This is a genomic window from Streptacidiphilus sp. ASG 303 (assembly GCF_020991365.1).
Taxonomy (GTDB): Bacteria; Actinomycetota; Actinomycetes; order Streptomycetales; family Streptomycetaceae; genus Peterkaempfera.
The window spans coordinates 39,190-55,184 of the sequence record NZ_JAJLRA010000002.1 but is presented as its reverse complement, the minus strand read 5'-3'; the positions used below and the strand labels follow the sequence as shown (position 1 = coordinate 55,184).

At 77.9% G+C, this 15,995-nt stretch carries 11 protein-coding genes; 3 read left to right on the top strand and 8 right to left on the bottom strand.

Going from position 1 to position 15,995, the window contains the following annotated elements; translation table 11 throughout:
* Positions 1–102: 102 nt before the first annotated feature.
* The 3 genes from LO771_RS02990 to LO771_RS02980 all read right to left on the bottom strand — a co-directional run bounded on the left by LO771_RS02990 (position 103) and on the right by LO771_RS02980 (position 2,842).
* On the bottom strand, positions 103–951 hold the full coding sequence (locus LO771_RS02990; protein ID WP_230648004.1) for a phospholipid scramblase-related protein: 849 nt from the start codon (positions 949–951) through the stop codon (positions 103–105).
* 121 nt (positions 952–1,072) lie between these two features.
* Complete coding sequence (locus LO771_RS02985; RefSeq protein WP_230648003.1) at positions 1,073–1,684, bottom strand: Rieske (2Fe-2S) protein; 612 nt, start codon at positions 1,682–1,684, stop codon at positions 1,073–1,075.
* Between the two features lie 213 nt (positions 1,685–1,897).
* Positions 1,898–2,842, bottom strand: a complete 945-nt coding sequence (locus LO771_RS02980; RefSeq protein WP_230648002.1) for an acyl-CoA thioesterase II — start codon at positions 2,840–2,842, stop codon at positions 1,898–1,900.
* A gap of 425 nt (positions 2,843–3,267) precedes the next feature.
* Between LO771_RS02980 and LO771_RS31225 the strand changes: the two genes are divergently transcribed.
* Complete coding sequence (locus tag LO771_RS31225) at positions 3,268–5,313, top strand: cellulose binding domain-containing protein (RefSeq protein WP_230648001.1); 2,046 nt, start codon at positions 3,268–3,270, stop codon at positions 5,311–5,313.
* 338 nt (positions 5,314–5,651) lie between these two features.
* Here the strand turns inward: LO771_RS31225 and LO771_RS02970 are convergent, their stop codons facing one another.
* A complete protein-coding gene (locus LO771_RS02970) occupies positions 5,652–7,181 on the bottom strand; it encodes a UDP-N-acetylglucosamine 1-carboxyvinyltransferase (RefSeq protein ID WP_230648000.1) in 1,530 nt (509 codons plus the stop codon).
* Between the two features lie 372 nt (positions 7,182–7,553).
* Here LO771_RS02970 and LO771_RS02965 point away from each other — a divergent pair, with 372 nt between their 5' ends.
* Positions 7,554–8,498, top strand: coding sequence for a DUF389 domain-containing protein (locus LO771_RS02965; RefSeq protein ID WP_230647999.1), 945 nt, complete (start codon positions 7,554–7,556; stop codon positions 8,496–8,498).
* 112 nt (positions 8,499–8,610) lie between these two features.
* On the opposite strand, the gene LO771_RS02960 is transcribed toward LO771_RS02965, so the two are convergent.
* The 3 genes from LO771_RS02960 to LO771_RS02950 form a co-directional block, all read right to left on the bottom strand.
* Positions 8,611–10,674: a S9 family peptidase gene (locus tag LO771_RS02960; protein ID WP_308188819.1), complete on the bottom strand. Its 2,064-nt coding sequence runs from the start codon at positions 10,672–10,674 to the stop codon at positions 8,611–8,613.
* Between the two features lie 109 nt (positions 10,675–10,783).
* Positions 10,784–11,653 carry an EamA family transporter gene (locus tag LO771_RS02955; protein ID WP_374228067.1) on the bottom strand — a complete coding sequence of 290 codons (870 nt, stop codon included), beginning with the start codon at positions 11,651–11,653 and terminating at the stop codon, positions 10,784–10,786.
* Positions 11,654–12,101: 448 nt separating this feature from the next.
* Positions 12,102–13,073, bottom strand: coding sequence for a LysR family transcriptional regulator (locus tag LO771_RS02950; protein ID WP_230647995.1), 972 nt, complete (start codon positions 13,071–13,073; stop codon positions 12,102–12,104).
* A gap of 94 nt (positions 13,074–13,167) precedes the next feature.
* Between LO771_RS02950 and LO771_RS02945 the strand changes: the two genes are divergently transcribed.
* Positions 13,168–14,478 carry an MFS transporter gene (locus LO771_RS02945; RefSeq protein ID WP_308188818.1) on the top strand — a complete coding sequence of 437 codons (1,311 nt, stop codon included), beginning with the start codon at positions 13,168–13,170 and terminating at the stop codon, positions 14,476–14,478.
* Between the two features lie 26 nt (positions 14,479–14,504).
* On the opposite strand, the gene LO771_RS02940 is transcribed toward LO771_RS02945, so the two are convergent.
* A complete protein-coding gene (locus LO771_RS02940) occupies positions 14,505–15,737 on the bottom strand; it encodes an MBL fold metallo-hydrolase (RefSeq protein WP_230648319.1) in 1,233 nt (410 codons plus the stop codon).
* Positions 15,738–15,995 lie beyond the last annotated feature (258 nt).

Below are 15,995 nucleotides of genomic sequence, written 5' to 3'. Positions count from 1 at the left end.
AAGGGCGGCCGGACGGGGCGCCCGGGAGGGGCCCCGCCGCGCCTGCGGCGGGGCCGTGCGCCCCGAGGGCCGGGGGCCGGCCCTCGGGGCGCAGGGGCCCGGTCAGCCCAGGCCGCGGCTGTCCTGCTTGAGCGCGGTGTCCACGGTCAGCGCCGAGGCCACGACCATGCTCAGCAGCGGGTCGGCCAGCGGCCGGTGGATCTGCACCACGTAGTTGTCGGCGGTGGTGAAGAGGGTGCGTGCCAGGCCCTCGAAGGTCTTGGTGATGCGGGCGACCTCGGTGCCGGTGTGGTCGGTGATCGCGAAGTTCCAGGCGCGCCAGTTCTCGGCCTTGATGGCGCCGACCTGCGTGCCGCCGGACATCAGCGCGAAGCTGATCTTCCCGATCATGTTCTGCTGGACGATCTCGCCGACCTGCGTCCCGTCCGCACGCGCGACGAGCACCCGCGACTTGAAGATCTTCGCCGGGCGGGTCAGCAGCATCACCGGCTGCCCGGCGGTGTCGCGCACCTCCAGGCGGTGGGTCAGGAACTGGTCCCAGCTGGTCATGAAGCGCAGGATCTTGCGCAGGACGCCCTGGCCGACCTCGGCCACCGACCCGATCTGCGTGCCGTTCTGGTCGAAGACCGCGTACTCGGCGGCGAGCTCGATGAGCTTGGTCTTCTGGTTCACCACCAGGACCGGCTCGGAGAGGAGCGTGCCGCCGCCGGCGGCCACCGGGCCGACGCCCGCCTTCTGCTGGACCTGGCGGCGGATGCGCTCCGCGTCGGGGGGCCCGTCGACCGCCAGCTCCCACGGGGAGCCGTCCTGCGTGGGCCTCTGCGGCGGCACGCCGCCGGCGCCCTGGCCGGCGTGGGTGTGGCCGGTCCACTGGGAGCCGTCCCACCAGCGCAGCGCGGCAGCGCCGTGGGGGTCGGGGTACCAGCCGGGGGGAGTGGTTGCCGTCGTCACGCGGAGGAGCGTATCCCGAACCGGTGACGGCGGTGAACGCACGTCCGGGTGCGCACGGCGGCCGCCCGGCCCGGCGCACCCGTGGCTCCCCGGGCCGGGCGGCCGCCTGCCGGGCCGGCCCTCAGGCCAGGCGGACGGAGCCGTCGCTCACCGTGACGGCCTGCGGCGCCAGGGGCCGCGACGCGGGGCCGTGCACGACCGAGCCGTCGGCGATGTCGAACCTGCTGCCGTGGCAGGGGCAGTTGACGGTCCCTCCGGCCACCGCGTCCACCGGGCAGCCGGCGTGCGTGCAGCGCGCCGAGAACGCCGTGAACCGCCCCTGTTGCGGCTGCGTCACCACGTACGTCCGCCCGACCACCACGCCGCCGCCGACCGGCACGTCCGCCGTCCTCACCAGCACCTGCCCCACGGACCCGGCGCCGGCCCCGGACCCCGACCCGGCGCCGGACCCCGACCCGGCGCCGGGGCTCCCCGTCCCGTCCTGCCCGCCGCCCGCCGGCGGGGCGGCGGGCACGAGGGTCCCGCCGCCGCCGGCGGCGCAGCCCGCCGCGAGCGCCGCCACCAGGCCGACGCCCGCGAGCAGTGCGGTGCGGCGGGGCACCGCCTCGGCGGCAGCCGCGCCGCAGGGGCAGCCGCAGGGGTCCGGCAGGCCGGTCCCTGCGGCTGCGGAGATCCCGCAGGCCGCGTCGGCTGCGTCCGCCACGGTGCCGGCCGTGCCGTGGGTGAGGGTCATCGGGAACTCCCCGGGGGGCAGGAGGGCGCCGGCCGGATGCCCCGCCCGGCCCGGACGTCGGAACACGTGGGGGCCCGGGTCCGGGGTGCGGCGGCCTGACGGCCCCTCGTCTCCTGCTCCCTCCTGCGGGGTGCGGCCGCGGTCCCGGTCGTCCGGCCCTCGCCGGTGGATACGGATCCGCGGTCCCGGGCGTTCAACGCCCGGGGCGCCGGTTCAGGGCGTCCGGGGCCCGGGTGCGGAGGGCCGGTCCGCCGCGGGGGCGCGACGCTCCCGCACCAGCGCCTCCTGGACGGCGGAGGCGACCAGCGCCCCGCCGCGGTCGTAGAACTCGCCGAGGGCCAGGCCCCGTCCGTCCGACGACGAGGGGCTGCGTTGGGCGAAGAGCAGCCACTCGTCCGCGCGGAACGGGCGGTGGAACCACATCGCGTGGTCCAGCGAGGCCAGGGTGAGCCGCGGCGGGCCCGAGCGGCGGAAGCGGGGCTCCTGCAGGTGCAGGGCGGTGGTGGACGCCAGCGTGAGGTCGGAGAGGTAGGTCAGGGCGCAGACGTGCAGCAGCGGCTCGTCCGCGGGCAGCGGCGCCGCGGCCCGCAGCCAGACGAACTGCTGCGGCATGCCGGGCACCTCCGGCGGCAGCCCCGGGGAGCCGGGCGGCACGAAGCGCATCCGCAGGGTGCGGGAGAGCGCCGACGCCGCGTACCCCTCCGGGTCCGCCTCGGCCCAGGCGGCGTAGGGGTCGGGCAGCTCCTCGGGCCCGGGAACCCCCGGTGCGCTGCGCTGGCGCTCGGCGCCCTCCTCCGGCTCCTTGAAGGAGGCGGAGAGGGTGAAGATGACCTCCCCGCGCTGGACGGCGCCGACCCGGCGGGTGGTGTACGAGCGTCCGTCGCGGACCCGCTCCACCTGGTACACGATGGGGCGCCGTGGGTCGCCGGGGCGGACGAAGTAGCCGTGCAGCGAGTGCACCGCCCGGCCGGCGTCCGTGGTGCGCCCCGCCGCGGTGAGGGCCTGCGCCGCGACCTGGCCGCCGAAGGCCCGCAGCGGGGCGCCGGCGTGACAGGTGCCCCGGAACAGGTTCTCATCCAGTTCGTCCAGCCGCAGCAGCTCCGCGAAGGTGCTGCCCGCCGTCCCCGCCCCCGTCTGCTGCTCCGTCACGTCGGTCACCTGCCCATGGTGGCAGACGGGCCCGCCCGGCCGGTGTGACCCCGGTTACGCCGGGGCGGCCCGGGGAGGCGTGCGGGCGGATGGAACCTGTTCTCGCCCGGGGCGGCGCTCCGGCGCCGGGCCGCGGGCGGCGGTCCCGGGCGGGACCGGGACGCGCCCCCGGGTGGGCCGCCGGTCGGGGCGCCGACGGGCGGGAGCGGGCCCCGGCGGACCACGGAGAGGTGATTTCCGTACAGGTCATGACAAGTTAGCGACATGTGATCGCTTGGGGGAGTGACCGCTTGTAATGTGTGCGCTCCGGGGCACGGACCCCCGGTTCCGGCGCCCGGCGCGGGTCCGGTGCCGCACGGCCCGGCGCCCCGCGGGGGAGGCGGCGGCCTCCCCACCCCGACCCCGCTCCCGCTCCCCGCAAGGACCTCCCCTCCGTGACCGACTTAACGGCATCGTCCGCGGATCCGGCCGCTCCCCCCGACAGCGCCCTCATCAGGGCGGTACGGCGCGGCGGCCCCGACGGCGACCCCGCAGCGGCGGCCGAGCAGCTGCTCACCCGCCACTGGGACGCCGCCTTCGCCTACGCCACGGCGTGCACCGCGTCCCCCGCGGCCGCCGGACGGCTGGCCGCCCAGGCCTTCTCCCGCACCCTCCACCGGGTGCGCGCCGGAAACGGCCCCTCCACCGCCTGGAGACCCGAACTCCTCCTGCAGGTCCGCGCGGCCGCCGAGGCCTGGCGGGCCGGTGGCCGCGCCGCCGACCTCGACCCCGCCGCCGGGCACCCCCCGGCCGCCGGCCGGCCCGGAACCCCCGCGCTCCACGCCTACCGGGCCGTCCCCGAGGCGGCGCGCGGCCTGCTGTGGCACTGCGCCGTCGAGGGCGAGCCGCCCGCCGCGGCGGCCCGCCTGCTCGGCGTCGACCCCGCCGAGGCCGAGCAGCAGCTGGTCTGGGCGCGCGAACTGTTCCGCGAGCGCTGCCTCCGCGCCCACCTGGGGACCCTCGGCGACGAGCGGTGCCGCCGCTACGCCGGCCTGCTGGACGTCTCCACCCGCAGCGGCGGCACCCTGCGCTCCGCGGACCTGCGCCGCCACCTCGCCGACTGCCCGGTCTGCCGCTCCGCCGCCGACCGGCTGGCCGGCTCCGGTGAGCGGTGGCCCGCGGCGTTCACCGCGGACCTCCTGGGAGAACCCGGCGTGCGCTGCTTCGTCCCCGGGCCCCGCGCGGCCGGTCCGCCAGGCGCGCTGCCGGACGTACGGCCGGACGTACAGCCGGGCGTGCGGACGGACGCACGGCCGGGCGTGCGGACGGACGCACGGCCCGGCGGCCCGGACGCCCCGCCGACGGCCCCGGCCCCGGGCGCCGCCCCGCGGCCCGCCGGGGACGCCCGTGCCGCACGGCGGCGCCGGCCCGGACCGGCCGGCCGCGTCGGCCTCGCGGCCGTCCTCATCGGCCTGGGCGCCGCCGTGGTGGTCGCGGCCACCCTCCGCACCGCCGAGGGCGGCGGGGACCCGCACGCCGGCCGGACCGCCCCGGGCGGTGGGACCTCCGCCGCCGCGGGCCCCTCCGGCGCGTCCACGGCGCCCGTCGGCAGCGCGTCGTCCGGGGAGCTCCCCGCACCCCCGGCCGGGGCCTTCCGCACCGAACTGCGCAACGCCGCCTCCGGCGGCTGCCTCGACGTCAGGGGAGGCACCCCCCGGGCGGGCGCCGACGTGGTCGTCGCCCGGTGCGACGGCGCCCCCACCCAGCAGTGGGCGTACGCCGCCGACGCGCTGCTCCGCAACCTCGGCGACCCCCGGCTCTGCCTCGACTCGCGGGGCGACGCGTCGCTCGGCTCCGGCCTGGGCCCCTGCCCCACCGGGGGCGGCGGCGCCGCGCGGATGCGGTTCGAACTCACGGTGCAGGGGCTGCTGGTGCCGCGTACGGCGCCCGACCTCGCCCTGACGGCGCTGTCGGGCGGGGAGGGCTCGGACGTCGCCCTCAAGCCCCGCGGCGGCTCCCCGCAGCAGCGGTGGCTGGGCCTGCCCGGCACCGCGCCGCCGGAGGCGGCACCGACGGCGACGCCCGCCGCCGCCCGCTCCGGCCCGGCCCGCCCGGCAGCCCCGGCGTCCCCGGCGGGGCGCCCGTCCCGGCGGTCCGCCCCGCCGCCGGCCGCCCGGACCGCCGCGCCGGCGTCCTGCTCGGTGGCGTACCGGGTGGTCAACCAGTGGAGCGGGCAGTTCCAGGCTGAGCTCACCGTCACCTCGGCCCGGCCGCTGCACGGCTGGACCCTCAGCTGGGACTTCCCCGACGGGCAGCGCGTCGTGCAGCTGTGGAACGCCGTGCTCCGCGACGCGGGACCCGCCGCCCGGCTCTCCGCGATCGACTGGAACACCGACGTGGCCGCCGGGCAGTCCTTCACCCTGGGCTTCCTCGCCTCCTGGGAGGAGGGCAACCGTCCTCCGGCCCGGTTCAGCCTCGCCGGCGACGACTGCCGGACCTGACCCGCGGGGGCGCGTGGGACACGCGCGGGCCCCTTCCCCCGCCGCCGACGCGGAGGGGGAAGGGGCCCGCGCCGGGTGCCGCGGACAGCTGCGGCGACGGGGCGCGCCCGGAGGGGGCCGAAGAGGGGGGAGGCGGCCCGGGCGGGCGTCAGCGCTCCCGGGGGCCGCCCAGCCAGGTGCGGGCGGCCACGTCCGGCTCCCCGGTACCGGGGCGTGCCCCGGCCATAGGCGGAGCTCCTTCGTGACGTCGCGGGCGGGGACGGCGCCCGGCCACCCGGACCACGGCGGTCCGGGTGGCCGGGGTGCCGCGCCGGCGGCCGCAGGGCGCCGTCCGCCGCTCAGATGTCGCGGAAGATCTCGATCTGCGCGCCGACCGAGTTGAGGCGCTCCGCCAGTTCCTCGTAGCCGCGGTTGATGACGTACACGTTGCGCAGCACCGACGTGCCCTCCGCCGCCATCATCGCCAGCAGGACCACCACCGCCGGCCGCAGCGCCGGCGGGCACATCATCTCCGCCGCCCGCCACCGTGTCGGACCCTCCACCAGGACCCGGTGCGGGTCCAGCAGTTTGACGCCGGCGCCGAGGCGGGTCAGCTCGGTGAGGTAGATGGCCCGGTTGTCGTAGACCCAGTCGTGGATCAGCGTGGAGCCCTGCGCGGTCGCGGCGATCGCTGCGAAGAACGGCACGTTGTCGATGTTGAGGCCGGGGAACGGCATCGGGTGGATCTTGTCGATGGGGGACCGCAGCTTCGAGGGCCGCACGAGCAGGTCCACCAGCCGGGTCCGGCCGTTGTCCGCGGCGTACTCGCCGCCGCGCTCGTGGTCCAGGCCCATCTCCTCCAGCACCGCGAGCTCGATCTCCAGGAACTCGATCGGCACCCGGCGGATCGTCAGCTCGGACGAGGTGACCACGGCGGCGGCCAGCAGGCTCATCGCCTCCACCGGGTCCTCCGACGGGCTGTAGTCCACGTCGCGGTGGATGTGCGGGACGCCGTGCACGGTGAGCGTGGTGGAGCCGACGCCCTCGACCTTGACGCCCAGCTGCTCCAGGAAGAAGCAGAGGTCCTGCACCATGTAGTTGGAGCTGGCGTTGCGGATGACGGTCACGCCGTCGTGGCGGGCGGCCGCGAGCAGCGCGTTCTCGGTCACGGTGTCGCCGCGCTCGGTCAGCACGATGGGGCGGCCCGGCGAGGCGCCGCGCTCGACCTCGGCGTGGTAGATGCCGCCGGTGGCGGTGATCTCCAGGCCGAAGTGGCGCAGGGCGCTGACGTGCGGCTGCACCGTGCGGGTGCCCAGGTCGCAGCCGCCCGCGTACGGCAGGCGGAAGCGGTCGGCGAGGTGCATCAGCGGGCCCAGGAACATGATGACGCTGCGGGTCCGGCGGGCCGCGTCGGCGTCCATCCCGGCCAGGTTGAGCTGCTCCGGCGGGTCGATCTCCAGGTCGCGGCCGTCGTTGGTCCACCGGGTGCGCACGCCGATGCTGGCCAGCACCTCCAGGATCCGGTAGACCTCCTCGATCCGGGCGACCCGGCGCAGGGTGGTGCGGCCGGAGTTGAGCAGCGAGGCGCACAGCAGGGCGACGCAGGCGTTCTTGCTGGTCTTGACGTCGATGCTGCCCGAGAGGCGGCGGCCGCCGACCACCCGCAGGTGCATGGGGCCGGCGTAGCCGAGGGAGACGATCTCGCTGTCGAGCGCCTCGCCGATGCGGGCGATCATATCAAGACTGATGTTCTGTCCGCCCCGTTCGATGCGGTTGACGGCGCTCTGACTGGTGGCCAGTGCCTCGGCCAGTTGCAGTTGGGTCCAGCCCCGGTGCTTGCGGGCGTCGCGGATGAGCCTGCCGATGCGAGCGAGGTAGTCATCTGTCACACCCGAACCGTATCTCACATGTGAGATATTCACCCGCCGGCGGCCGGTCGGCGGCCCGCCCTCGGCAGCGGCGTCCTCCCGGTGCGCGTACCCGCGGGGGCGGGGTTCAGCCGCCGGGCGCGGCCGCCCCCGCGCCCGCCGCAGCCGGGCGCGCGGCGCCGTGCCGGAGGTGACCGCGCTCGCCGCCCGCGGCGGCTCCTCCCGGCTGGTGAAGGAGGCCCGGCTGCTGCGGGACGCCCTGGGCGCGGGCTGAGCCCGTCCGCCGGGCCCGTGCCCCGTACCCTGGACCGCCCCCGTACCCTGGGGCGCCGACCCCGGCCGGGCGCAGCCCGGTCCGGCCCGCCCCGTCCCGCCGGAGCCGTTGGAGCTGACGTGCTGCACCTGCGCCTGATCGTGCCCGCCGACCTCGCCGACGAGGTGCGGGCCTGCCTGGACGGCACCGTCGGCGTCACCCACGTCGTGGTCCTCCCCGGCGCGGCCCGCCGCCCCGCCGGTGACCTGGTGCTGTGCGACGTGGCGCGGGAGGCCGCGGACGGCCTGATCGCCGCGCTGCAGAAGTGCGGCCTCCAGGAGGAGGGCGCCATCACCGCGGAGGAGGTGGGCCTCTCCCTCTCCCGCCACGCGGACCGGGCGGAGAAGGAGGCTCCGGGCGAGGGCGCCGACGCGGTGGTGTGGGAGGCGGTGGCGGACGCCACCCACGAGGAGTCCACCCTCTCGGCGACGTTCCTGGCGTTCCTCGCCCTGGCGACGATGCTGGCGGCCTGCGGGGCGGTGCTGGACAGCGCGATCCTGGTGGTCGGCGCCATGGCGGTGGGACCGGAGTTCGGCCCGCTGGCCGGGGTGTGCGTGGCCCTGGTCGAGCGGCGGCCCCGGCTGGCCTGGCGCTCGCTCCTGGCGCTGGTGGTCGGCTTCGCCGTCGCGATGCTGCTGACGGTCGGCTTCTCCCTGCTGATGGACGCCCTGGGGCTGTTCAGCCGGGCCCGCTTCGACGGGGACCGCCCCAACACCTCGTTCATCTGGCAGCCCGACCCGATGTCCTTCGTGGTCGCCTTCCTCGCCGGGATCGCCGGACTGCTCTCGCTCACCTCCGCCCGGTCCGGGACCCTGGTGGGCGTGGCGATCTCCGTTACCACCGTGCCGGCCGCGGCCAACGCCGCGGTGGCGCTCGGCTACGGCGACGTCGCCCAGGCCGTCGGGTCGTCCCAGCAGCTCGCCCTCAACCTGCTGGGCATCGTGGCCGCGGGCGTCCTGACCCTGCTGGTCCAGCGCGGCGGCTGGGGCCTGGCCCGCCGCCGCGGGCGGTCCCGCACGCGGTAGCGCGTGCCGGGCCGCCCGCGGACGGGTCCGGCCCTCCCGGAGGCCGGCCCTCCCGGAGACCGGGACGCCCGGCGGCCCGGAGGACCGGACCGCCGGGCGTCCCGACCCGGCGTCAGACCAGCTCGGGCCGCCGCCACTCCTCGCCCAGCACGTGGTGCGCGAGGAAGTTGAGGACGGTGGAGTACCAGAGCCGGCTGTTGTTGGGCTTGAGCACCCAGTGGCCCTCGTCGGGGAAGTACAGGAACTTCGCCGGCACGCCGAAGCGGCACAGGTCGTTCCAGAGCGCCAGCCCCTCGCCGATCGGCACCCGGTAGTCCTTGTCGCCGTGGACCACGAGCATCGGCGTGGTGATGGACGCGGCCCGCAGGTGGGGCGAGTACCGCTCGTAGCGCTCGGTGCGCTCCAGCGGGTCGCCCTGGTGGCGCATCCAGTACGGCGGGAAGTCCGTGGTGCCGCCGAAGGCGACCAGGTTCCACAGGCTCGCGTGGGTGACGATCGCCTTGAACCGGTCGGTGTTGGCGGCGATCCAGTTGGCCATGTAGCCGCCGAAGGAGCCGCCCATCATCGCGGTCCGCGCGGCGTCCAGGTCGTCGCGCTCCAGCGCGGCGTCGGTGAGCGCCAGCACGTCCCGGTACGGGGCGCCGCCCCAGTCCCCCCAGCCGCGGTCGTGCATCCGCTGCCCGTAGCCGGTGGACAGCGCCGGGTCGGGCAGCAGCACCGCGTACCCGGCGGCGGCGGCCACCCACGGGTTCCACCGCCAGGTCCAGGCGTTCCAGCTGCTCTGCGGGCCGCCGTGCACCCACAGCAGCAGCGGCGCGGGGGCGTCGGCCGACGCGCCGTGCGGCAGGACCAGCCACGCGCGCAGGGCGGTGCCGTCCTCGGCCTCGGCCGCCACCTCGGCGAGCGTGCCGGGCAGGTCGCCCACGGCGCCCGGGCAGGGCAGCGCCTCGGGACGCTGGTCCGCCGCCGCCGCGTCCAGCCGGACGGGCGCCGGGGCGGCGTCGATCGCGGACCGCAGCGCGTAGACCGCGCCGCCGTCCGGCGCGGCCACCACGTTCGTGTACGCGCCGGAGGCCGTCAGCCGGACGACCTCGCCGCTCCCGGCGGAGACCCGGAACACCGGGGCGTGGCCGGCCTCGTCGGCGGTGAAGAAGACCACCGGCGCGCCGTCCGGGCCGGGCACGGGCGAGACCACCGGCGCGCCCGGCCACTGGTCGAAGCCGGGCAGCAGGTCCCGCCCGGCGTCCTGCTCGTCGGCGGCGTCGACCAGCCACAGGGTGGTGTCGGAGCTCTCCTCCCAGGTCAGGCGCCGCTCCCGGACGCAGACCAGCGTGCGGCCGTCCGGGGCGAAGGCGGGCGAGGAGTACTCGGCCTCCGGCTCCTGGAGGGTGCGCAGCACCTTGCCGGTGGCGGCGTCCGCCACCACGACGGCGGCGCGGATCTCGTCGGGCCGGGTGCCGAGGTAGACGGTGTACGCCACCAGCGTCCCGTCGGGGGAGAGGGCGAGGCCCTCCGCGGCGTCCACGCCGCGCGTGCCGCAGTCGACGGCGTCGGCGTCGGCGACCGTGCCCGCGGCGGCGACGGCGGGTCCGGCGGCCGCCGTGAACACGTGCGGCACGTCGGGGCCCAGGTCGCGGTCCCAGTACCGGACGATCGGCGCCTCGTGCAGGACCGCCGTCACCTTGGCCTTCTCGCGGGCCTTGCGCAGGTCGGCGTCCTGCGCGGCGTCCTCGGCGCCGGGCAGCAGCGACGCGGCGAACGCCACCCGGTCCGCGCCGGCCGCGGACGCCACCGCGTACTCGCCGATCCCGCCGGACCGCCGCAGCAGCGGGGCGGCCTCGCCGCCGCCGGGGGGCAGCGCCCACAGGGCGGCCTCCTTGCGGTCCTCCTCGCCCTCGGCGGGGTCCGGTGCGGGACGGGAGGAGAGGAAGAGCAGGGTGCCGTCGGGGAGGAAGCGGGGGGCCGACTCGCCGCGCCCGGAGCGCGTCAGCCGCCGGGCGGGGCGCTCCCCGGCGGGGTCGACCTCCCACAGCGACCCGGTGTAGCGGGTGCCGTCGGCGGAGAGTTCCTGGACGGCCGTCACCAGACGGGTCCCGTCCGGTGACAGCGCCAGGGAGGAGACCCGGGGGAGCGCGGTGAACGCCGCGAGGTCGTGGAAGGAAGTGGTTTCGGGCATGGCCGCCATCCTGCTCCCCGCCCCCCGGCCGACGCCAGGGTGCGCCTGCGAACCACCGCTCAGCCCTCGGCGAAACCCGCGCGCCCGGGAGGCGGCCCCGGGCGCGTCCTCAGCGCCGCCGTTCGGTGCTGACCACCACGCAGACGCCCGCCACCACGACCGCGCCGCCCAGCAGGATCGACGCGCTCACCGGCTCGTCCAGCACCAGCCACCCCAGCAGGACCGCGACCACGGGGTTCACGTAGGCATAGGTGGCGACGAGCGAGAGCGGCGCGGTGTGCAGCAGCCAGGCGTACGCCGTGAAGGCCACCAGGGAGCCGAAGACCACCAGGTAGGCCAGCGCCGCCCAGGAGCGGCCCGACACCGCGGCGGGGTCGAGCCCGTGCTGCTCGCCGCGCACTAGCCCCATCACCAGGCAGCCCAGCCCGCCGGCGGCCATCTCGTAGGCGCTCGCGGCGAAGGGGTTGGCGGGCATCGGGATGCGGGCGGACCAGAAGGAGCCGGCCGACCACATCAGGGTGGCCGCGACCACGGTGGCCAGTCCGCCGAGCTTCATCGTGCCGCTCAGGCCCGGGGCGGTGAGCACCAGCAGTCCGGCCAGGCCCAGCAGCACCCCGCCGAAGGTCGCCCGGCGGGGGCGGTCGCCGGTGGCGGTGCGCAGCAGGACCACCCACACCGGCACCACCGCGATCAGCAGCGCGGTGAGACCTGACGGCACGGAGGTCTCGGCGAGCACCACCAGGCCGTTGCCGCCGACCAGGAGCAGCAGCCCCACCAGGGCGGCCGAGGCCAGCTGCCGGGGTGTGGCGCGCAGCGCCGCCGGGCCCTGGCGCCACGCGACCAGGCCGGCCAGCAGCAGACCCGCCGTCACGAACCGGGCGGCGGCGGAGAGGAACGGCGGCATGGTCTCCACGACGATCCGGATGCCGAGGTAGGTCGAGCCCCAGACGACGTAGACGACGGCCAGGGCGGCCCACACGGCCCCGCCGGTCCGCTGCCGTGCGGCGGCGGGCGCCGCCCCGGCGGCCGGATCGGCCGGAGCGGCCGGAGCGGTCGGACCGGGCGGACCGGTCGGGGAGGCGGGCACCGCGGCCGCAGCGACCGCCGCGCCCGCCTGCGCCTCGGGCGGGGCCGCCGCCCGCACGGCGGAGGGCGCGCAGGCCTCCGCGGGGGCTGCTCCCTCCGGGGTCCCGGACACCGGGGCTGTCATGGGCGTCTCCTCGTTACGGTGCTGTACGGCTGCGGACACCATCACACCGCACGCCGCCGCCCGCGCGCCAGCGGCAATCGGCCGTCCACTCCGGCCGCCGCACTGTCCCGTCCCGGCGCGGCCGCCCGGCGCGCGCCGCCCGACGTGCCGCACTCCCGTCCTCGCCCCGGCTCCGCCCGCCCGCACTGCGCGCCGGGTCCGTCCGGCGTCCGCGCGCTCAGCCGGACGAGGGGGCGGCCATCAGCCGGGCGTCCGCCGCGGGCAGCCAGCTCCCGGGCGGGCGCTCCAGCCACCCGGCGGCCCCGGCCAGCTCCCGGACGGCGGACAGCAGGGCGTCCAGGCCCGGGTGGCGCAGGCCGCGCCGCCAGACCATCGCCACCGGGGAGAGCGGCACCGGGTCGGTGAGCGGGCGCAGCACGAAGCCGGGCACCTCGCCGAAGTCCGTACTGGCCAGCACCGACCAGCGGTGCTTGCCGACCAGCCGGGTGAACTCCCGGGCGCCGTCGATCCCGGGGAAGGGCGCGACCAGGTCCACGCCCCGGCCGTCCAGCAGCCGCCGGGCCAGGTCCGTCCACTCGGCGGTGGCCGGGTTGCCCGCCGCCGCGTACAGGGCCTCGCCGGTGAGCGCGGACAGCGGGACCTCGCGGCGGGCGGCGAGCGGGTGGTCGGCGGGCAGGAGCACGGCCATCGGCTCGTAGCGCACCGGGCAGTGGGCGAGCCGGGACCGGACGGCGGGGGCGAGTCCGGCCGCCCGGCCGAAGGCGACGTCCAGCCGTCCGGCGAGGATCGCGTCCGCGGCCCCGGTCAGGCCGCTGCTGTACCGGGCGACCAGCTCCGTCTCCGGGGCGGCCTCGCGGGCCGCCGCGAGCACCCGCGCCGGGGTGGTCCGCTCCGCGCCGACGTCGACGAGCAGCGGGCGGGCGGCCGGGGCGAAGGCGGCGGCCAGTTCGTCGCAGGCGGCCAGCACCCGGCGGGCGTACGGCAGCAGCCGCTCGCCGTCGGCGGTCAGCTGCACCCGCCGGGTGGTGCGCACGAACAGGTCGCAGCCCAGGTCGCGCTCCAGGGTGCGGATGTCCCGGCTCAGCGCCTGCTGGGCGACGTGGAGCCGCGCCGCGGCCTGGGTGAAGTGCAGGGTCTCGGCGGCGGCCGTGAAGGCGCGCAGCAGGCGGGGGTCGGTACGCGGGTGCACCCCGCCATTGAACACCGGATTGACAACGTCTCCGTGTGAATACCGTCTGAACAGGTGTTTGACCCTCCCTGGCGCCCCCGGACAGGGTGGTCGCGTGAACGCCTACCGCCGCCTCCTCACCACCCCCGGAGCCCTCGCCTTCACCGCGGGCGGCCTCGTCGCCCGGCTGCCCGCGGGCATGTTCGGCGTCAGCGCCCTCACCATGGTGGCCTCCGCCCACGGCTCCTACGCCCTGGCCGGCGCGGTCGTCGCCACCGGGCTCGCCGCCACCGCCGTGGCGGGACCGCTCACCGCCCGGCTGGTCGACCGGCGCGGCCAGGCGCGCGTCGCCCTCCCGGCCGCCGTCCTCGCCGCCGCCGGGGCCGTCGCGTTCGCCCTCTGCGCCCGCTGGCACGCCCCCGTCTGGACGCTCTTCGCCGCGCACGCCGCCACCGCGGCCGCCCCCAACACCGGCGGCATGTCCCGCGCCCGCTGGGCCCACCTGCACCGTGACGACCCGTCGGCCCGCCACACCGCCAACGCCCTCGAACAGGCCGTCGACGAACTCTGCTTCATGCTCGGCCCGGTCCTCGCCGTCTGGCTCTGCACCTCGCTCTCCCCGCAGGCCGGCACGGTCGCGGGCGCGGTCCTCCTCCTCGCCGGCGTGCTGCTCTTCACCGCCCAGCGGGCCACCGAGCCCCCCGTGGCGCCGCACCGGCCCGACGCCCACGGCCACCCGCTCGCACCGCCGCCCGGCACCGCGCCGCTGCTGGCCGTCTTCCTCGCCGCCGGCGTCGTCTTCGGCGGCATGGAGGTGGCGACCATCGCCCTCGCCGACCACCTCGGCCACCGCGCCTCGGCGGGCTGGATGCTCGCCCTCCAGGCCACCGGCTCCTGCGCCGCCGGGATCCTGTACGGCACGGCGGCGCCGCGCGGCACCGCGGAGGGCCGCTTCACCCGCGCCGTCACCCGGATGGCCCTGGCGACGCTGCTGCCCCTGGCCGGCGCACTGTGGGGCGGCGGGCACACCGCCGTCCTCGCGGCCTGCCTGCTGGTGGCGGGGATGGCCACCGCCCCGGCCATGACGAGCGGCACCGGCCTGCTGCAGGCCCGTGTCCCCGCCGCGCGCCTCCACGAGGGGATGAGCCTGCTGGTCACCGCCATCGTCGGCGGCATCGCCGCGGGCCAGGCCGTCGGGGGCTGGACGGTGGACCACCGCGGCCCTGTGGCCGCCTACGCGGTCCCGGTCGTCGGCGGCGGCCTCGCCCTGCTCACCGTCCTGTCGCGCCGACCCGGCCGGGCGGGCGCGGGCACGGCCACGGGCTCGGTGCGGGTGGCCTCGGGGACCGCGACCGCCGCCCCCGCACCGGCAGCCGTCCCCGCACCCTCACCCGTACCCGAACCCGTGCCCGTGCCCGAGCGCTGAGCGGGTCCGCGGGGCCCGGCCGTCCGTCAGGCGTGCACGCCGCCCGGCCGGACGGTGTCCTCGTCGGGCGGCGCCCCCGGCCCTGCCCGTCCCGGCGCCTCGGCCGCCTCCGCGGCCGCCCTCGCCTCGGCCGCCTCCCCCGCCGCCCCGCGGACGGCCCGGGTGCCGAGCGCGGGCCACCCGGTGCCGCCCGGCGGCACCACGGCCGCCGTCCGCCACCACAGCTGCAGCCCCGGCGGGTCCGCCGGCTCCACCGGCTCGCCCGGCCGCGGCACCGCCACCGGCGCCCCGGCGGCCAGCGCCGCCGCGACCGTGCGCTCCGCGGGCTCCTCCCACGGGTGCGGCGCCAGGTCGAAGGTGCCCCAGTGGATCGGCAGCAGGAGGCCGCCCCGCAGGTCGAGGTGGGCCCGCACGCCCTCCTCGGGCGTCATGTGCACCTCCGGCCACAGGTCGCCGTACGCGCCGACCTGCACCATGGCCGCGTCGAACGGGCCGAGCCGCTCCCCGATCCCCGCGAAGCCGGGGAAGTACCCGGTGTCCCCGCTGTGGTAGACCCGGTGGTCCGGACCGGCCACCACCCACGACGCCCACAGCAGGTGCGGGCTGGTGCGCGGGCCGCGGCTGCAGTAGTGGCGGGCCGGTGCCGCGGTCAGGGTGAGCCCGGCGACCTGCGCCGACTCCCACCAGTCGAGCTCGGTGATCCGCCCCTCCGGCACGCCCCAGTGCTCCAGGTGGGCGCCGACGCCCAGCGGCACCGCGAAGACCGCCTCCGTGTGCCGGGCCAGCGCCCGCACGGTCGCCATGTCCAGGTGGTCGTAGTGGTCGTGCGAGACCACCACCGCGTCCAGCCGCCCCAGGTCCCGCATCGCCAGCGGCACCGGGTGCAGCCGGCGGGGGCCCGTCCGGGCGAAGGGCGAGCAGCGTTCGCTCCACACCGGGTCGATCAGCACCCGCCGCCCGTCGATCTCCACGAGCACGGTGGCGTGCCCGAGCCATGTCGTCCGCAGCCCCGAGGCCGGCGGCTCGGCGAGGTCGGCCGCCGCCAGCGGGTGCAGCGGCACGGCCGTCGCGGGCCTGCGGCGCGACCGGTCGGCGCCCAGCACCGCCGTCAGCCCCTGCAACGGCGACCCGCCGGCCAGCCGCCGGGTGGGCACCGGGTTCTGGAAGGACCCGTCCGCGAAGTGCGGCGAACGCAGGATGCGCTCCAGGCGGGCGCCGGTCGGCTCGGCGCCGAACGCCGCGGGCCGCAGCCGCCGCAGCGCCGCGCCGGGAAGGGAGAGGGCCCGGCCGGCGCCGGACGGGCGGGACGGGTCGTCGGGCCGGGTGGACCGCGGGGTGGAGCCGGGCACAGCGCCTCCATGGTCGGTGGTTCGGACACGATCCGCGGCGGCGTGCGGTCCCGCAGCCCGACCGCGGCCGTGCGCCGATCTCCACCGCAGACTACCCACGCGGGGCGCGCCGGACGCCGCCGTCCGCTCCCGCGCCACCGCCCGGCTGCGACCGCGCCACCCGCCCGA

Coding starts and splice junctions, on each gene's coding strand:
- LO771_RS02985 (WP_230648003.1), bottom strand. CDS start 1,684: ATGACCCTCACCCACGGCACGGCCGGCACCGTGGCGGACGCAGCCGAC.
- LO771_RS02960 (WP_308188819.1), bottom strand. CDS start 10,674: ATGCCCGAAACCACTTCCTTCCACGACCTCGCGGCGTTCACCGCGCTC.